We start from the raw sequence: 17,914 nt of genomic DNA, 5'->3' as shown, positions 1-17,914 counted from the left end.
ACCGAACCTCTTCATTTGCGCTTTTTAGTCAGAGACGACTATCTTAAATAAGAAGACTCATTACAGAAGGGGACAATTACTCATGAATGAAACCATTCAACATTTACTCAACCACCGGTCAATCCGGAAATTCAAACAACATCAATTAGACGAAAAGACAATCGAGACACTTGTTAAAGCAGCGCAGGCTGCATCGACATCTTCTTATCAGCAAGCCTATGCGATTATCGGTGTCGAAGATGAAGAATTGAAACGACAACTAGTCGACGTTGCAAGTGGTCAACAATACGTGGCAGAAAATAGTTATTTCTTTGTATTTTGTATGGATTACCACAAACACATGTTAGCAGCAGAACTAGCAGGGGGGGATGTAAGTCGGACGATCGAGACGACAGAAGCACTTGTTGTGGGGGCTGTTGATGCGGGACTCGCTGCTCAAAATTTAGTCGTAGCTGCCGAGTCGCTCGGATATGGAACAGTCTATATCGGTTCACTGCGTAATGATGCCCGTCGTGTCAGCGAGCTCTTACAACTTCCTGATCACGTCGTACCATTATTCGGAGTCGCAGTTGGTCTTCCGGATCAGCAACCTGGTAAAAAACCCCGCCTTCCGATGGATGCAGTCTTCCACCGGAATACGTATACTGATGACGATACGATGCGTGACTTACTGGCAAAATACGAAGAGTCGACGTCATCGTATTACGGAGAACGGACCGGTGGTCAACGGACAGAAGGGTGGGTCAAACAGATGGCTGCCTCGATGCACGAACCGAAACGGACGTATCTCCGCGAATTCTTGAAAGAGAAACAAATCGCAAAAGATTGATACGGAGGTATCTGAATGGCAGAACATCAACCACAGCGCTCCCGCTTGGAGCGACGACGCTTAGAACTAGAAGAGCAAGCAAAAGAAGAGGCATTTTCGTCGGAAGAGTCGATTGCTCATGAACCACTTAAGGGACAGCAGGGAACCGAAACGTACCATCGATATGTTGAAGAGCAACGACGGGACCAAAAAAGTACATCGCGTCGTTCTAAAAACGGCGTACTGAAACAGGTCGTACAGATGATCGGGAGTGCAGGCTCGCGATTGTTTTCTAATCAAGAACGCTCGAGACGTTCGAGAAAGACTGGGCGATCAGAGCAATCCGTGCAAAAAAAACCTGACGTATCTTCAAAAGAAGCCTATCCTAAAAAAATCAAGAAAAAACGTCGTTTTAAACGAAAGCTTCTTGGATTGTTTTTGCTGTTGCTCATCGCATTCGTTCTTTTTGCCTCACAACCCTTCACGTTTTTGTTGATCGGTAGTGACGCACGACCTGGAGAATCGTTACGCGGGTCACGTTCAGACTCCCTGTCGGTTATGCAATTCATTCCACTTTCTCGAACGATTCAGTTGACATCGATTCCTCGGGACACGTATACACCGATCTCCTGTGAGAATGGAAAGAAAGATAAAATCACACATGCTTTTGCCTTCGGTGGAGAAGAATGTACACAAGATGCCGTTTCTGGTCTACTCGATGAAGACATCGATGGGAAGATCGTCATCTCCTTCGATAGTTTCATCGGATTAGTTGATCAAATCGGTGGAATCGATCTTGTATCGACAGGAACGTTCTCCGAGCAGGATGCAAGTGGGAAAGCAAATCAGTATTCATTCCAGAAAGGAAAGGAATACCATATGGATGGTGCAATGGCACTTGCCTATTCGAGACACCGTAAAACGGACAATGACGGGGCACGCGCCAATCGTCAGTCGGAAGTCATCCAAGCCGTCGCGACGCACTTGTTGAAGCCAACTGGATGGTCGAAAATTCCGGCAGCGCACACGTATATGAAAGAAGAGATGAACCTCGATTTAAGTGTTCGTGAGATGGCAACAGCAGGTTTATCGATCGCCTTGATGTCAGAACGGAAACACTATGAAATTGAAGCCGTCAGTCAGCGATTGAATGGTATTTTCTATGACTTACCGAATGAGAAGGCACTGCAAGAACTACGTGATCGTCTCGATACGACGTTTTATGGTACCTTGAAGAACTAAAGGGGAGGGGTTTCCTTCCGGTCATTGCGGGTATAAATTGATGTACGTTGCTCCTTTGGTGGATCGTGTTAGGTCATCTCCGAAAGTAACGATTTTTGGACATGACATCATGACATTCCACGAAGGTGACTAACTTATCGAGGAGGGACCCCCCATATGAAAGTACTAGTTGTAGGTGCATCCGGTACGATTGGAGCGCGCGTCGTCAAATCGCTTGCCAAGGGTCATCAGGTCACGGTCATCGTTCGTCACGAACATCTGGTGGAACGATTCGAAAAACTCGGTGTCAAGGCACATTACGTCGATATTGAAACAGAACTCGAAAAAGTCATTGAACATGGAGTCGCAGGACAGGATGCAGTCATTTGTGCGGCGACCGCAGGAGTAGACGGCGAAGCAACGGAAATTGAACTGCTGGATCGGACAGTTGCCTTAAAAACGATCGATGCAGCTAAAAAAGCGCGTGTACGTCATTTCGTACTATTAAGTGCGTACGGTGCTGATCGACCTGAGCAATTTAAAAAGGATGTCTATCCGTTCTATGCTGCTAAGAATGCGGCTGAAGAGCAGATTGAACATAGCGGTTTGACGTATACGATCATTTGTCCCGTTGCCATCACGACTGGTGAAGGGCGCGGTTTGATTGAGGCAGATGAAGATTTGAAAGATACAAAGGATGCAACGATTTCGGAAACAGATGTCGCATCGATTCTCGTTGCTTCCGTTGATAATCGGTCAGTATTCAATCGACGTCTAGAAGTCAAGGAAGGGAAGACATCCTTGAATGAGGCCTTAGGCGGAACCGAGGCAGTCGGTAGCGTCAAAGATAACCGTCAAGTCAAAAAACAATTACCACGTTTTAACTAATCATTTAAAGAGCGTATCTAAATAAAATGAGGCGAACTCTTTTCTGTTTACAAAACAGAAGAGTTCGCTTTTTTGTTGATAAAAGAAGACGGTCGAAAAGAGGAAGTCTGCTACACTTAACGAAGAAGGAGGGGATTAGATGTGAAAAAAATGTTGATCTATCTGATCCTAGCGATCGCTATCATCGGCATTGCCTATCAAGGTTATCAAACATACGATGCGAAGCAAAAGAAAGTAGAACAACAACAAAAACAAGCATCGCAAGGTGGTCTAGAGGTAGGGATGAAAGCCCCGAATCTATCCTTGCGTCAAGAAGGAAAAACAATCGATCTAGACGAAATTAATCATGATGTCTTTGTTATTAATTTTTGGGCGACGTGGTGTCCACCTTGCAAACAAGAAATTCCAGAACTAAATGCCTTTGCACGACATACGAATATACCTGTTTATGGCATCAACGTCACGACATCGGAGCGGCGTGTTTCAGATGTTGCCGATTTTCTGAAGCAGACACCTGTTGAATATTCCGTGTTGTATGATCGAACAGGAAATTCAGAAGACGCCTATCGTCTCGTAGCAATGCCCGCAACCTACGTATTAGATCGTAAAGGAACGATTCTTGCAAAACATGTCGGTCCTGTGACGGAACAGATGTTAAAAGAGATGGTGAAACGAACAGGAGGATGACAATGGAACTCCTATGCGACAACTGCTCCTTTCAACAAACATTTCAACTCGGTCAACTAGATGGGTGGCCGACGTTTCCTGCTGTCTTGACGCAAGGAGTTGAAGCGTTCATGACAGGTCTGCCGCTTTGGTTCATACCGTCGATGCATGAACCGGTCTTACAGCGGACGTATGTGGACGACTGGAATCGTTTTCGTTTAATCCAATACTATCAGCTACATCAAGCAGAAGTAGCGGATGATTGGGTACCGTACCAATTAGACTTATATCATTGTCCAACATGTCACCAGTTTTCAAATCGATTTTGGTGTGCTTTATTTTTGCAATTGGATGTCGTACAGCCACAGTATGTGTGTCCAAACGATCAAACAATATTAGAACGAATCGAAATATCTGATGTCCATCAGTACCCTTGTCCGTCGTGTAGTCACCATTCCCTATATGTTCGTCGTTAAAGCGAAAAAGCCATTCGTTTCATGAAGGACTGATGAGAGAAATTTTTCTCTATAGTCGATGCATGATGCCGAATGGCTTTTTATCGATCATCAGCCCATTTGCCGAAACGAAAACGTTTGAAAGGAAGAGGGTGATGAATTGCTGACATCTATCGTATAAGTCGTACCGTCAAAAATAATTGTATCGCCTAATCTTGCTTCAGGTGGTAAATAACGTCGTGGAATGAAGCTTGAACCATTTTCCCACAGTAGAACGGCATATTTACCATCAAGTCGCTCCAGCGTACCACGTTTGATCATATTAACTCCTCCCACAATTACATCGAAGTCGTTCCTCGATCGAACAGGAACGTACTCTTTCTCTATCATTCTCTGTAATTTTTATTCTTATGTTTGGTATATTCCCAGTTCGTTTCATCTTTACACATAATTCTTTAAAAAAACGTGATTCCAAGCCGTTTTCGTCGTAATTCGGACGTAATTAACTGGAAATAAAAGCGATAGTGGCAGAAAAAAAGATCCGATATGTCATATCGGACCTTTAATATGAAATAGACTTAAGAAGCGAGGGACTGTTTCGTTTCGACTTTAGTCGGACGAAGAAAAGCAAGTAAGAACGTAAACAATGGTGAAAGAAGTAAAAAGAATGCGAACGGGATGTATTCCGTTACCGGAACACCTAGTGTTGAAGCGAAGAATGCTCCGGAAACTCCCCACGGAATGAGTGGATTGACGAGTGTTCCTCCATCCTCTAGTGAACGAGAAAGGAAACGTGGATCAATCTGACGTTCTTCAAAAACCCGTTTAAATGCTTGTCCTGGCAATAAAATCGACAAGTACTGTTCTCCAGCCATCACGTTGACACCGATGGAAGATAAGGCAACAGCAGAGATGATACTTCCATCGCGTTTGAGTCGTGAAACGGTCCGTTCAATGATGACATCGATGACACCGATGCCGCGTAAAACACCACCGAAAGCGAGTGCGAGCATGACGAGGGAAACGGACCACATCATTGATTGCAAGCCACCCTTACTGATGATTGCTGCGACGGTTTTACTAGAAGATTCTAGTTTTAAACCGTTTTGAATGACGGCCATCCAATTTGAAACGTCCCAATTTCCTTGAACGAGACCTGTTAACAATAGACCACTTAAGACACCAGCTACAAGTGTCGGGATGACCGGCATCTTACGCAATGCTAGAACCATGACAAGTAAAGGAGAAAGTAGCGTCCATGGTGATAGATGGAACAAGCGGGCTAATTCCTCTTGTGTCGTTTTCACAACAGTCGAATCGACCGTGCCACTGCTACGTCCAAAGATGAAGAACAAAATAAATGTGATCGTGATGGCAGGAATCGTCGTTCCCATCATGAAACGAATATGATCAAATACGGTAACGTTGACGATTCCCGGTGCAAAGTTCGTCGTATCTGACAAAGGTGACATCTTATCTCCGAAACACGCACCACTGATGATCGCTCCTGCTGCAAGTGCCGGATTGACGCCTAATGCAATCGCGATTCCCATTAAGGCAACACCGACTGTACCGATTGTTGTAAACGAACTACCCGTAAAGGTCGAAACGACCATCGCGATCAGAAGCGCACTTGGAGCGAACCAAGTCGCCGAAAGTGTAGATAAACCAAAATGAAGAAGGGTCGGCACTGCGCCACTCATCATCCAGACCGCAATCGTCATACCGACGAGTAACATGATTAAGATTGGTTTAATTGCTTCCCGAATACCTTGAATCATATGGTGTTCGACGTCATCGAATTTGAAACCGCGGTAAACGGCATATCCTGAGACGAAAATAAGACTGGACAAGATGGCAAGATGCGGTTCGGCTTTGGCACCGAATAACGCGGACAATAAGATGATGATGCTGATTCCTAGGATAGCTGCGGATTCACGGAATGACATGCGCATGCTTCCACCTCCTTAAAAGAATATGGATAGATGATAGTCCTCTATCGCTAACACGCTTTTATGCATGAAAGCAATGAACAAACGTAATCTTAACGAATAATAACATTGGCGTCAACTATAAGAGATTCGCCAATGAATTAGAAAAGAGCATAAATGTGACGATTTTTTGTCGTAAACGCTTTCTTTTTTTCTTTAAATCTTGCACAATAGGAAGTATCAGATGACATTTTTGTGAACGATGAGGAGGGTACATATGTTTACAATGATTTTTGTGGTAGTCGTTGCAATCATGGGTGCAGGCGTATTTGGGATCGATCATCTCGTAGCGCAACGTACTGAAAAGCGTTAAATGAATCGATATAAAAGAAGTGTTGAAGGGGCTGTCTTATAGAAGACAATCACTTCAACGCTTCTTTTTTGCATAAAAACTAATAAAAATTCAATTGACAGTATAAATATACATATGTTTAAATCGGTATAACATTCTTTGAAGGGGAGCGTACAGTTATGAAATGTACCATCATCGGAGTAACAGGATACACCGGAATTGAACTATTAAGGCTATTAGAAGCACATCCTTCATTTGAAATCGTTTGTTTGATGAGTGATTCGATGGCAGGACAATCGATGAATGAATTATTCCCATTCATGAATAAAAAAACGTATTCATTATTATCTTCCTTTTCCGTAGAACATTTAACGGAAACAGAGACAGACATAGTGTTCTTAGCGACACCGAGTGGAGTCTCGAAACAATACTTAGAACAACTTCAAAATTGGTCCGGTTACGTTATCGATTTAAGTGGTGATTTACGACTACCGTCTGAATCGTATGAAGCTTGGTATGATAAGGAACCAATTGATGCCCAGTTACAACAAAAAGCGACGTATGGTTTACCGGAATGGAATCGTCAAGCAATCAAAACGAGCAGATGGATTGCGAATCCCGGTTGTTATGCGACAGCGGTCCTTCTTGGACTAGCACCATTCGTAAAAGAGAAAAAAATCGATCCCTCTCAAATCATCATCCAAGCATCTTCTGGTCTAACGGGAGCAGGAAAGACGTTGACAACACAGACTCATCATGTCCATTCCAGTGAAAACGTTCGTTTATATAAAGTAAATCAACATCAACATATTCCAGAAATTGAACAGGCACTTTTGGAATGGACCGGTTCATCGCATCCGATCACGTTCTCGACGCAACTATTACCGATCAATCGAGGCATCATGGCGATCATGACGGTCCAGCCGTTCCTTGATCAATCAGAAGCAGAATGGCGATCCTGGTTGACGGAACAGTATGCAACGGAACCGTTTATACGTGTACAACACAGCGATCCGGAGATTAAGTCCGTCGTGGGTAGCAACCACTGTGATTTGACCGTCTATAAGGATGAACGGACAGGGCGCGTTACCATCGTTTCGGTCATCGATAATATGCAAAAAGGTGCTGCCGGACAGGCCGTTCAAAATGCCAACGTTCTAGCAGGATTTGATGAAATGTCTGGTTTGACCCAACAACCGATCTTTATTTAAACACTTGGAGACGAAAGAGGAGGAACGCCTGTGTGGCAAGTACAAGTAGAGACCCCATTGACGATCACGACACCGAAGGGATTTCAAGCATCAGGGGTACACGTGGGGCTAAAGCGAAAGCGAAAGGATCTTGGTTTGATTTGGTGTGAGGAAGGAGCAAGTGCCGCAGCTGTCTATACGACGAATCAGGTGCAAGCAGCACCGATTACTGTGACGAAGCAAGCAATTCAAGCGTCACAAGGACGCATTCATGCCGTCCTCGTCAACAGCGGGAACGCGAATGCCTGCACGGGAGAACTTGGTCTATCACATGCGTATACATCACAACAAGCGTTAGCGACACATTTCGGGATCGCTCCTGAACAAGTTGTCATCGCTTCGACTGGGATCATCGGTCAACCGTTAGCCATTGATACGTTACTAGCAGGTATTCCACAGCTGATCCCTACAAATGACAAGGATGCCGCGAGTGATTTCGCCCATGCGATCCTGACGACCGATACCGGTACGAAATCAGCTGGTCAACAATACATGCAAGGGGATGTCCAAATTTCAGTATGTGGTGTAGCGAAAGGGTCAGGGATGATTCATCCGAACATGGCGACGATGCTTGGGTTCTTGACGACCGATGCAACGATTGAACCGGATGTCTTACAGACACTATTGCGCCGGACGATTCATCGGACGTTTAACTGCATTACCGTAGATGGAGACAGTTCGACAAATGACATGGTCATGATTTTAGCGAGTGGAGCTGCAGGGGGAGCGCCGATCGTTGAAGGTACGGACGAAGCATTGGCCTTCGAACAGGCCATCGAAACGGTTTGTCAAGATTTAGCGAAACAAATTGCGCGGGACGGAGAAGGCGCGACGAAGTTGATCGAAGTGACGGTAAAGGGAACACAAACCGATGAAGTAGCGCGGATGGTCGCTAAACAAGTCGTCGGATCGTCTCTCGTCAAAACAGCAATCTTTGGGGAAGATGCGAACTGGGGACGAATCATCGCTGCTGTCGGAAGTATCAAGGAGCCGCTTGATGTATCAAACGTTGATATTAAAATTGGTTCGCAGTGGGTGTTACAACAGAGCATGCCTATTTTATTTGATGAAACAATCGCATCGCAGGATCTCGCGCAACAAGACGTCCGAATTCATATCGATTTGCATGATGGAGTAGGACAAGGACACGCTTATGGTTGTGACCTGACGTACGATTACGTCAAAATCAATGCGAGTTACCGGACATGACGAAACGGAAAGTCATCAAACTGGGTGGTAGTGTATGGGAGCAATTGGATGCGCGGTATTTCGAGGAATGGAAAGCGTGGGTCGAAACCGGTAACGAACTATTGATCGTCCATGGGGGTGGCCCACTTCTATCGAGTTACTGTGAACAAGAGGGAATCAAACCCGTGTTTCGAGATGGTGTCCGTGTGACGACGGATGGTGTGTTACTCGGGGCGCGACGGATCTTAGCAGGGGAAGTCCAATCCGGGATCGTCCAGCAATTGAATCAGGCAGGAATTCCAGCGGTCGGGATGAGCGGGTTAGACGGTGCGAGCGTCCATGGTAAAAAAGTCAAAGGACTCGGGGCAGTTGGTCAAATTACGCACATTCATCCACGATTGTTCACGGTGTTGAGTACGAATGGTTATGTGCCGGTCGTCACATCCCTTGTCACAGGGGAACAAGGTGTGTTGAACAGTAACGGGGATGCGTGTGCCATTGCTGTCGCGAAGGCTTGGTCCGTCGACCGATTTGAATTGTTGACGGATGTCGAAGGTGTAAAAGTAAACGGTGACTATCAATCAGAAATCACGTCTGCAGCTATCGAAGCTGCGATCGCGTCGGGAGAAATTTACGGGGGAATGATTCCGAAGGTCGAAGCGATGATGCAGGCCACTCAGCATGGTATTTCAGAGGTCGTCATTCGATCGGGAAAAAATGCGTTAGCTGCAGGGACACGAATCAAGGAGGAATTACATGAGTGCACTACTACCCACTTATCAACGTACTGATGTGGAATTGGTCAAAGGACAAGGATCGATCGTAGAAGATGCGACAGGAAAGACGTATCTTGATTTCATCATGGGAATCGCTGTATGCAACACAGGGCACCGTCATCCTTATGTTCAGCAACGGCTAGAGGAACAGTTGAACCGAATTTGGCATACGTCGAATCTGTTTCAAATCGCGGCACAAGAGCGGGTCGCCGAGCGACTGACGGAAGACAGTCATCTCAGTCATGCTTTCTTTTGTAACAGTGGTGCTGAAGCAAACGAGGCGGCGTACAAACTCGTTCGAAAATGGACAGGGAAAACAGAAGTTGTCACGTTTAAACAATCTTTCCATGGTCGGACATTTGCGATGATGGGCGCAACAGGACAGGAAAAAATCAAAGCGGGATACGGGGAGATGGTGAATGGATTCAAACATCTACCGTTTAACGAGATGGAAAGCCTATCAGCAATTACGGATCAAACTGCTGCTGTATGGCTCGAAATCATTCAAGGAGAGGGTGGGGTCGTCGTCGCTGACGATGCGTGGCTAGAAGCGTTGATGAAGAAGGCGCAGCAATACGATGTCAAAATCATCGTCGATGAAGTGCAAACCGGAATTGGTCGGACGGGTTCACGTTTTGCATTTGAGCAGACACCACTCGTACCGGATATCATCACCCTTGCGAAAGGACTTGGAAGTGGACTCGCGGTTGGTGCGCTACTCGCAACGGAAGAGGCAGCAGAAGTATTCACGCCCGGATCGCATGGTTCGACATTTGGTGGAAATCCACTCGCGATGACAGCTGCAGAAGCAACACTTGACCTCTTGTTAAGTGACACTGTCATGGCAGACATTCAAGAAAAAGGTGAATATTTACGTCAACAATTAGAAAAAAAATTACCCAAGTCGATCGTGAGTTCTATTCGTGGTCGTGGCTTGATGATTGGTATGGAATGTACGATGCCTGTTGCACCGCTGATTGATGCCTTACGTGAGAATGGTCTTCTTGTCGTTTCGGCTGGTCCTCATGTCATTCGCTTGTTGCCATCGTTATTCGTGACGGAACAAGAACTCACGCAAGCCATCGAAAAAATACAACTCGTTTGTCAACAGGAGGTCATCGTATGAAACAATCCGGAAAACTAACGCTTGCGAACGGAACGACGTTTACCGGTTCGTGGCAAGGAACAGTTCCAGTCAAAGGAGAAGTCGTCTTTTTTACTGGGATGACAGGATATCAGGAAGTCTTAACGGATCCATCTTATCAGGGGCAAATTCTTGTCTTCACATATCCGTTGATCGGTCAATACGGTATTCAAGCGGAGGCATCAGAAAGCAACCAGATTCAAGTCGCTGGTGTCATCGTTCAAACTTTGGCTGAGGATGGGCAAGGAACATCACTCGCAAGCTGGCTAGGCGAAGCGAATGTTCCGGTTTTGTCGGGAGTAGATACGCGTTCCCTTGTACATCTATTACGGACAGAGGGCGACCAATTTGGAGACATGATGCAGGAGAATATGACAGTACCGGAGTCAGTAGACGCAGCATACATCGCTTCTGTGTCGACGACTTCAAACGTTGAATACGTTCCGGAAGTCGAAGATGGTCATGTCGTCTGTATCGATTACGGTGTGAAACAATCGATGATCGATGCTTTGATTGAACGGCATATGCGTGTGACGGTCGTGCCATACGATACGACACCGGAACGGATTCAAGCACTGGCACCAGACGGTCTGCTGTTTTCCAATGGACCTGGTGATCCGACGCAACTAGATCCATTCCTTTCAGAAATCCGTGAACTGGCGACGAGCTATCCGACACTTGGTATTTGTATGGGACACCAAGTTCTCGCTCATGCGTTCGGTTGTACCTTATTAAAACAACATCATGGACACCGAGGAGCGAATCATCCTGTACGTCATCTAGCATCCGGACAAGTATTCATGACGTCTCAGAATCATGGTTATGCCGTTGATGTTAAAAGCATCGAAGCGTCTGAGATGGAACTTGCGTATGAACACATCAATGATGGATCCGTTGAAGGATTGATTCATCCGGCTCTACCGATCATGACAGTCCAGTTTCACCCAGAAGCGAGTCCAGGACCGACAGAGGCGATGGTCGTCTTCGATCAATTCGTAAATACCGTATTACATCAGGAGGTAGCATATGTGGGATAAACAGAAAGTACTCGTCATCGGTTCGGGTCCGATCGTCATCGGACAAGCAGCAGAATTTGATTATTCCGGCACACAAGCCTGTCAGGCGCTTCGAGAAGCGGGATGCGAGGTCATCTTAATGAATTCGAATCCGGCTACTATCATGACGGATCCGAGCACGGCAGATCATGTCTACATTGAGGCGATGACTCTTGAAAAAGCAACAGCTATCATCAAACAAGATCGACCGTCCCATCTCCTAGCGACGGTCGGCGGACAAACGGCACTCAATCTTGCAATGTCACTCGAAGAAGCAGGAGTACTTGAGCAATACGGTGTCGAACTCCTAGGGACATCGCTTGAGACGATCCGAGACGGAGAAGATCGCGAACGATTCAAGCAAAAGATGATCGAGCTCGCGCAACCGCTCCCGGAAAGTCAAACGATCGAATCGTTAGCAGAGCTTGAAGAATTCATGGCAGTACATGGTGTCCCACTCGTCATCCGACCAGCCTTTACGCTCGGGGGAACGGGCGGTGGAATTGCGCTGACAAAGGACGAAGCACGTCTGCTAGCGCAAAACGGCTTACAAGCAAGTCCGATTTCACAGTGTTTGGTTGAAGTGAGTATTGCTGGTTATAAAGAAGTCGAATATGAAGTCATGCGTGACAGTGCAGATACGACGATCATCGTCTGTAACATGGAAAACATTGATCCCGTCGGTGTCCATACCGGAGACTCTGTCGTCTTTGCACCGATTCAATCGATTTCGGATCGAATGAATCAGCAATTGCGGACGGAAGCGCGTAAAATCGTGTCGCACCTCGGTGTCATCGGTGGATGCAACATCCAGTTTGCGATCCACCCGACGGAAGAACGCTACTTCGTCATTGAAGTCAATCCGCGTGTCAGTCGCTCTTCAGCACTTGCTTCCAAAGCGACGGGGTACCCGATTGCGAAATTAGCGACGCGTCTTGCACTCGGTGAGCGACTCGACGACTGTATCAATCCTGTCACGAAGGAGACGATGGCGAGCTTCGAACCGACGATGGATTATATCACGGCAAAAGTGCCTTGTTTCCCGTTCGATCTATTTACTGACAGTAACCGGACACTTGGTACACAAATGAAGGCGACCGGTGAAAGTATGGCGATGGGGAAGACGCTGGAAGAAGCGTTACAAAAGGCGTGGCGTGGTGCAGGAGTCGAGCAATCGCCTCTTTATCCGACATGGATGAAAACAGCGGAGGCTGGCGTATTGTGGAAAGAAATAAAAGCGCCGACGGACCGTCGTCTGCTCGCGATGTTAGCACTACTAGATCGTCAGGAAACGACCGTCGAAGAACTCGTCGAACAGACGAAAGTACAAGCTTTATTCGTCAAAGTACTCCAGCGCCTCGTCGATCAACAACAAAAAATTGATTTATCGAATGAAAGTTCTTTAAAACAGACAAAAATGATGGGCTTCACGGACGAACAAATTGCCTTTCTGACGGGTGTCGGTGCTGTAGACATCGAGCACTTACGTAAAGAGAAAGGCATCCTTCCTGTCTATCATATGATTGATACATGTGCAGGAGAGTTCAAGAGTGCAACTCCTTACTTCTACGGAAACTGGAGTGGTCAAACGGAAGTCACTGCATCGACGAAAAAGAAAGTCGCTGTCATCGGTGCGGGACCCATTCGGATCGGTCAAGGAATCGAATTTGATTATTGTTCCGTTCACGCGGTACGTGCACTACAAGCATCCGGTTATGAAACGATCATGATCAACAATAATCCGGAGACCGTCTCGACCGACTTCGAAGTCGCAGATCGCCTGTATGTCGAGCCGTTGACACTCGAAGACGTCATGCATGTGCTAGAAGCAGAGGATTGCGAAGACGTTTTAGTCCAGTTCGGAGGACAAACAGGGATTGCGCTGGCGTCTGGTTTGGAGAAAGCCGGTTATCATCTTCTCGGAACGACGGCAGCTGTCATCGATCAAATGGAAGACCGTGAGCGGTTCTATCAATTTTTAGATGACATCGGGATCGATCGTATTCCGGGACAAGAAGTGGCGACGCACGAACAAATGATAGAAGTCGCAACAACGATCGGTTACCCGGTCATGATTCGTCCTTCCTATGTCATCGGAGGTAAGGGGATGCATATCATCCACGATCAAGAGCAATTAGAGACGATCGTTTCCGAATTAGCATTCCCTGTCCTCGTGGATGCCTACCTCCAAGGAAAGGAAATCGAAGTCGATTGCATTACGGATGGAACAACGACGTACGTTCCGATTTTGATGGAGCAATTGGAACGGGCAGGAGTTCACTCTGGAGATTCGACGATGATTCTACCACCTGTATCGCTCAGCGCTACCGTTCAGAGCGAAGTAGAACGAATTGCACAGATAATCGGGCAACGGATGGATTATAAAGGAGCGTACAATATCCAATTCGTCTTGCATGACGATCAGGTCTACGTGCTAGAAATCAATCCGCGTGCCTCCCGCACGTTACCGATCGTCGCCAAAGTAACGGGTCAACCAATCTTGCAGTGGGCAGTCCAAGCTGCTGTCGGTCAAGCGGTCGCACTACCAACAGAACAGACGAAACTTAATTTCCATGCCGTCAAGACCCCTGTTTTTTCAACGCTGAAACTACAAGGAGTCGATCCGAAAACAGGCCCTGTCATGCGTTCGACAGGTGAAACGTTGCAATGGACGACAGACGGACTGGCACTGGAGCGTTTCATTTTCGACGAGACGACGAAACGACATTTGACCGCAAGAGACATCATCGTTGCTGGAGCAGATACCGAGGCATTCGGAACAGGTGTAGCGTTAGATGAAACGATCGACTGGGCACAATGTGCGATTTTCTATTCACACGTGACAGAAGAAAAAACCAGTCGCGAAGCAGCGCTTGCTGCCGGAGTACAAGTTCTGACAGAACCTGAACTAGCACAGTATCATCTACAAGCGGTAGAAAAGTCCTCTTATGCTATTAAGCCACTTCATACATGGACAGAGCCGATCAAGGAGGAAGTAAAATGAAGACGATGCAACAACTGCAACATTTCTTGACGATGGCGGAACTGACGCCGGAAGCATTGACGGAGCTATTGGCACTCGCGAAAGATATCAAGCATCAACCAAGCGTTTACCAAAACGTATTAAGCCATAAAAAAGTTGCCTTATTGTTTGAAAAGGCATCGACGCGGACACGCCTATCATTTGAAGTGGGTGTTGTCGAACTCGGCGGGCATCCAATCGTACTGAGTGGAGCAGATATGCAAATCGGTCGGGGGGAGCCGCTTTCTGATACGATTCAAGTCATGAGCCGTTACGTCGATGCCCTCATGATCCGGACGTTCGGTCATGAGATCGTCGATACACTTGCGGCACATGGCACGATTCCAATCATTAACGGACTGACGGATTTGCATCATCCGTGCCAAGTCCTTGCTGACTTGCTGACGATCGAAGAGACATTCGGAACCCGGGCTGGAAAGATTTTGACATATATCGGGGACGGGAACAATATGGCGCATTCGCTAATGATTGGTGGAGCGCTCAGTGGAATGGAAGTCCGGATTTGTGCGCCAGCAGCCTATGCTCCTGATCCACAAGTCGTTCATGAGGCACAAGCCATCGCGAAAGAAACCGGTGGAAATATCATCGTCATGACGGACCCTAAGGAAGCAGCGAGTGGTGCGGATGTCGTGTATACGGATGTCTTCGCAAGCATGGGGCAAGAGGAAGAAGCGACGATGCGTCTGCAAGCATTTGAAGGATATCAGGTCAATGACGATATCATGAATCAAGCGAATGATGAAGCCATTTTCTTGCACTGCCTGCCGGCACACCGTGGGGAGGAAGTCACGGCAGACGTCATCGATGGCAAGCAATCTGTCATCTTCGATCAAGCCGAGAATCGTCTCCACGCACAAAAAGCGTTACTCGTCACATTACTTGGATAATCATAAAAGACTCGGTCGCCGATTTAGCGACCGAGTCTTTTGGTTGATGAAAGTTAATCGTAGTGACGCCGTGCTAATCGTTCCTCGTGTTCTTGTTTGACTTGTCGCTTATTTTTTTCGTGCAGACGTTTCATGAACGGAGTCGTTTGCCAGGATGGTGCCCAGTCAGATTCTTTTCCGGCACGGAGCGCGAGGATATAATCATAGCTCTGATGAAGTCGTTCAATCATCTCTGTTCGGACATCGCAAATGTGACCGTGTCCGGGAATCAAGAGTTTGACTTCATATTCATAAATGAACGACTCGAGTAGTTCGAGTGTCGTCAAATATTCAGAGGAATCGTGTTCAATCAAAGGGATTTCAACATCGGAAGCATAATCACCGCAGACTAACAAGTGAAGTGGCATAACGATGAAGGAAAGGTGAGTCGCTTCATGACCGGGCGTCATAAAGAAGATCAGCTTCGTCTGTCCAATCGTCAAAATCGTTTCAGACTCATGGATCACATGCGTCACATCTGGAAATAGCACGGGGGAGTCGATGTAAAATTCATCGTTAAAGTCTTGAACGGCTTTGAGCGCTTCTTGTCGATCGACATCGATGAACGGTTTAGAAGCGATGACGATGGCATCCGTAAAGGCGTAAGCACCTAAAATATGATCAAAATGAGCATGCGTATAGACGACATATAATGGTCGTTCACGACGCACGATTTCAACGTCTCGACGAATCGTTGCAATCTCATCAGGAAGCCAGCCAGGATCGACGACAATCAGACAATCAGGCGTCTCGATCAATGTTGAGGTCGTTTTCATAAGTGTACTTTGATAAATCGTCACGCCAGGCATTTTCATCTGAATCATACGAATCCTCCTTTACGAATCTCTATCTATATCGTTGTATACCCATAAATTCGTTGGAATCATCAGCAGAACCAATAAAAAAGACGACTCGCACGCCGCGAGTCGCCTGCCCTCTAGAGGGAAATGGTCCTAGACCTATGTTATGTCATAATTGGAGCGGGTGAAGAGAATCGAACTCTCGTCATCAGCTTGGAAGGCTGAGGTTTTACCATTAAACTACACCCGCGTATTGGCTACATGAAATATAGTAGCATAGCAAAGAGAGCATTTCCATAACTTTTATGAAAAAAGGCAATTTCTTTTGAGATTCAGTGTACAATAATACTAGTTAATCGTTTACACTGGTAATCTTGATTTGTAATATGGGTAAAGTTGGGTAGAGGAGAGAGTGTCTGGTGAATGAAGTAAGAGTTTGGAGCGAACAGCCGATGGGAAAAGGATGGGAAGCAATTTGTCATCACCAATTCGATCGTCATCGCTTATTGATAGGAGAGTGGTTCCATAACGTAGGTGTACTTGCTTTTTCCATCAATCAAGATGCGGATTTGCTACCGGATGTCCTTCCGAACACATTCGATCTGCCGCTCGTCTCGGAACGTGTGCAGCGAGTCATTGCAGCATATGCGCCCTTTTCTGTACAATGTCTCAAGGTACATCTTGAGACGAAGGACGGAGTGGTTCCGTACTATCTTCTCAATCTCTTATCTGTCAGTCGGATCGAACATTTACATACGACGGATGTATTCCGTCCGATTCCGAGACGGCGCGTCTATTTTTTGACAGAGCGACGAATCAGCGATTCGATATGTCCGCATCATCTTATGCGAGATGAGCGAACACATCGCATGTTCGTCTCTGCTCAACTCGCTCGACAATTCGAGCGTATGGCTGTGACGGGTATTCGCTTTGAAGAGATACAACGAATGGAGGAATTCAAATGAAACAGTACACAGTCGATCATTGGATCACGCTAGAATATCCAAAGGTATTTGAATATCAAGAAGAAGAAACATACGTCAGTTTTTATTCAACAGACGAAAATGCAATGGGCACGCTACAATTATCCATTTATGAGTCCGATTCAGAAGAACTGACACCGTATGAAGCGGCAGAACAAGAAATCAATCTGTTGGTAGAAGAGTTCGGCATCGAACTAACGGGAGCACTTGAAGTCCGCCGTAATTCAACAAAAGAAGCATTGCTAGCAGTAGACGGGAAAGAAGAAGATATCTTCTTACGCATCTATGCGTATTCAGACGGGGAACGGCTAGTCCTATTGACATACTCCGCAGAACGCGAGACGCTTGAAATCGAGGAAATCGAAGCGATGATTTCTTCACTAACTTGGATTCAATGAAGTACACAATAGATTGTTCAAAAGGCAGCA

General features: G+C 46.4%; 17 protein-coding genes and 1 tRNA gene. 14 read left to right on the top strand and 4 right to left on the bottom strand.

The genetic code is table 11. The annotated features are described in order from the left end of the window. Positions 1–82 precede the first annotated feature (82 nt). From nfsA to B3S86_RS14420, 5 genes are all read left to right on the top strand, one after another. Positions 83–829 (top strand): oxygen-insensitive NADPH nitroreductase, encoded by a 747-nt coding sequence (gene nfsA, locus B3S86_RS14440; protein WP_290754015.1) that lies wholly within the window; start codon positions 83–85, stop codon positions 827–829. 15 nt (positions 830–844) lie between these two features. Further along, positions 845–2,050: an LCP family protein gene (locus B3S86_RS14435; protein ID WP_290754012.1), complete on the top strand. Its 1,206-nt coding sequence runs from the start codon at positions 845–847 to the stop codon at positions 2,048–2,050. A 156-nt stretch (positions 2,051–2,206) separates the two neighbouring features. Further along, on the top strand, positions 2,207–2,917 hold the full coding sequence (locus B3S86_RS14430) for an NAD(P)H-binding protein (RefSeq protein ID WP_035412533.1): 711 nt from the start codon (positions 2,207–2,209) through the stop codon (positions 2,915–2,917). Positions 2,918–3,067: 150 nt separating this feature from the next. Further along, a complete protein-coding gene (locus B3S86_RS14425; RefSeq protein ID WP_231496927.1) occupies positions 3,068–3,604 on the top strand; it encodes a TlpA family protein disulfide reductase in 537 nt (178 codons plus the stop codon). Between the two features lie 2 nt (positions 3,605–3,606). Next, a complete protein-coding gene (locus tag B3S86_RS14420) occupies positions 3,607–4,059 on the top strand; it encodes a hypothetical protein (protein WP_290754007.1) in 453 nt (150 codons plus the stop codon). Between the two features lie 90 nt (positions 4,060–4,149). Here the strand turns inward: B3S86_RS14420 and B3S86_RS14415 are convergent, their stop codons facing one another. Then, complete coding sequence (locus B3S86_RS14415) at positions 4,150–4,359, bottom strand: DUF3006 domain-containing protein (RefSeq protein WP_290754005.1); 210 nt, start codon at positions 4,357–4,359, stop codon at positions 4,150–4,152. 257 nt (positions 4,360–4,616) lie between these two features. Beyond that, positions 4,617–5,993 (bottom strand): Na+/H+ antiporter NhaC, encoded by a 1,377-nt coding sequence (gene nhaC, locus B3S86_RS14410; RefSeq protein ID WP_290754002.1) that lies wholly within the window; start codon positions 5,991–5,993, stop codon positions 4,617–4,619. Between the two features lie 507 nt (positions 5,994–6,500). Between nhaC and argC the strand changes: the two genes are divergently transcribed. From argC to argF, 7 genes are read left to right on the top strand one after another with little or no spacing between them, the layout of a single operon-like run. Then, a complete protein-coding gene (gene argC / locus B3S86_RS14405; RefSeq protein WP_290754000.1) occupies positions 6,501–7,532 on the top strand; it encodes an N-acetyl-gamma-glutamyl-phosphate reductase in 1,032 nt (343 codons plus the stop codon). Between the two features lie 30 nt (positions 7,533–7,562). Next, positions 7,563–8,780 (top strand): bifunctional glutamate N-acetyltransferase/amino-acid acetyltransferase ArgJ, encoded by a 1,218-nt coding sequence (gene argJ, locus B3S86_RS14400; RefSeq protein ID WP_290753998.1) that lies wholly within the window; start codon positions 7,563–7,565, stop codon positions 8,778–8,780. Next, a complete protein-coding gene (gene argB / locus B3S86_RS14395) occupies positions 8,777–9,550 on the top strand; it encodes an acetylglutamate kinase (RefSeq protein WP_214856452.1) in 774 nt (257 codons plus the stop codon). The genes argJ and argB overlap by 4 nt, the downstream gene beginning before the upstream one ends. Beyond that, on the top strand, positions 9,516–10,661 hold the full coding sequence (locus tag B3S86_RS14390) for an acetylornithine transaminase (protein ID WP_290753996.1): 1,146 nt from the start codon (positions 9,516–9,518) through the stop codon (positions 10,659–10,661). The genes argB and B3S86_RS14390 overlap by 35 nt, the downstream gene beginning before the upstream one ends. Then, entirely contained in the window at positions 10,658–11,716 is a 1,059-nt protein-coding gene (locus B3S86_RS14385) for a carbamoyl phosphate synthase small subunit (RefSeq protein WP_290753993.1), read from the top strand. The genes B3S86_RS14390 and B3S86_RS14385 overlap by 4 nt, the downstream gene beginning before the upstream one ends. Then, a complete protein-coding gene (carB, locus tag B3S86_RS14380) occupies positions 11,706–14,738 on the top strand; it encodes a carbamoyl-phosphate synthase (glutamine-hydrolyzing) large subunit (RefSeq protein WP_290753991.1) in 3,033 nt (1,010 codons plus the stop codon). Before B3S86_RS14385 ends, carB begins: the two co-directional genes overlap by 11 nt. Further along, complete coding sequence (gene argF / locus B3S86_RS14375) at positions 14,735–15,664, top strand: ornithine carbamoyltransferase (protein ID WP_056063549.1); 930 nt, start codon at positions 14,735–14,737, stop codon at positions 15,662–15,664. The genes carB and argF overlap by 4 nt, the downstream gene beginning before the upstream one ends. 53 nt (positions 15,665–15,717) lie before the next feature. Here the strand turns inward: argF and B3S86_RS14370 are convergent, their stop codons facing one another. Beyond that, positions 15,718–16,527 (bottom strand): MBL fold metallo-hydrolase, encoded by an 810-nt coding sequence (locus B3S86_RS14370; protein ID WP_035412567.1) that lies wholly within the window; start codon positions 16,525–16,527, stop codon positions 15,718–15,720. 152 nt (positions 16,528–16,679) lie between these two features. Next, a tRNA-Gly gene (locus tag B3S86_RS14365) sits at positions 16,680–16,753 on the bottom strand. A gap of 169 nt (positions 16,754–16,922) precedes the next feature. On the opposite strand from B3S86_RS14365, the gene B3S86_RS14360 reads away from it, so the two are divergent. Then, positions 16,923–17,468 carry an imm11 family protein gene (locus B3S86_RS14360; RefSeq protein WP_231496925.1) on the top strand — a complete coding sequence of 182 codons (546 nt, stop codon included), beginning with the start codon at positions 16,923–16,925 and terminating at the stop codon, positions 17,466–17,468. Beyond that, positions 17,465–17,884, top strand: a complete 420-nt coding sequence (locus tag B3S86_RS14355; protein ID WP_023467229.1) for a hypothetical protein — start codon at positions 17,465–17,467, stop codon at positions 17,882–17,884. Before B3S86_RS14360 ends, B3S86_RS14355 begins: the two co-directional genes overlap by 4 nt. The last annotated feature ends 30 nt before the right edge of the window (positions 17,885–17,914 follow it).

This window comes from Exiguobacterium sp. UBA3968 (assembly GCF_002385115.1).
In the GTDB taxonomy this organism is placed as follows: domain Bacteria; phylum Bacillota; class Bacilli; order Exiguobacteriales; family Exiguobacteriaceae; genus Exiguobacterium_A.
This window is presented reverse-complemented; position numbering and strand designations above follow the sequence as displayed.

Bases quoted from the DNA above. Each gene is read 5' to 3' on its own strand.
- nfsA (WP_290754015.1), top strand. From the start codon at position 83: ATGAATGAAACCATTCAACATTTACTCAACCACCGGTCAATCCGGAAA.
- B3S86_RS14435 (WP_290754012.1), top strand. From the start codon at position 845: ATGGCAGAACATCAACCACAGCGCTCCCGCTTGGAGCGACGACGCTTA.
- B3S86_RS14430 (WP_035412533.1), top strand. From the start codon at position 2,207: ATGAAAGTACTAGTTGTAGGTGCATCCGGTACGATTGGAGCGCGCGTC.
- B3S86_RS14425 (WP_231496927.1), top strand. From the start codon at position 3,068: ATGTTGATCTATCTGATCCTAGCGATCGCTATCATCGGCATTGCCTAT.
- B3S86_RS14420 (WP_290754007.1), top strand. From the start codon at position 3,607: ATGGAACTCCTATGCGACAACTGCTCCTTTCAACAAACATTTCAACTC.
- B3S86_RS14415 (WP_290754005.1), bottom strand. From the start codon at position 4,359: ATGATCAAACGTGGTACGCTGGAGCGACTTGATGGTAAATATGCCGTT.
- nhaC (WP_290754002.1), bottom strand. From the start codon at position 5,993: ATGCGCATGTCATTCCGTGAATCCGCAGCTATCCTAGGAATCAGCATC.
- argC (WP_290754000.1), top strand. From the start codon at position 6,501: ATGAAATGTACCATCATCGGAGTAACAGGATACACCGGAATTGAACTA.
- argB (WP_214856452.1), top strand. From the start codon at position 8,777: ATGACGAAACGGAAAGTCATCAAACTGGGTGGTAGTGTATGGGAGCAA.
- B3S86_RS14390 (WP_290753996.1), top strand. From the start codon at position 9,516: ATGAGTGCACTACTACCCACTTATCAACGTACTGATGTGGAATTGGTC.
- B3S86_RS14385 (WP_290753993.1), top strand. From the start codon at position 10,658: ATGAAACAATCCGGAAAACTAACGCTTGCGAACGGAACGACGTTTACC.
- carB (WP_290753991.1), top strand. From the start codon at position 11,706: ATGTGGGATAAACAGAAAGTACTCGTCATCGGTTCGGGTCCGATCGTC.
- argF (WP_056063549.1), top strand. From the start codon at position 14,735: ATGAAGACGATGCAACAACTGCAACATTTCTTGACGATGGCGGAACTG.
- B3S86_RS14370 (WP_035412567.1), bottom strand. From the start codon at position 16,527: ATGATTCAGATGAAAATGCCTGGCGTGACGATTTATCAAAGTACACTT.
- B3S86_RS14355 (WP_023467229.1), top strand. From the start codon at position 17,465: ATGAAACAGTACACAGTCGATCATTGGATCACGCTAGAATATCCAAAG.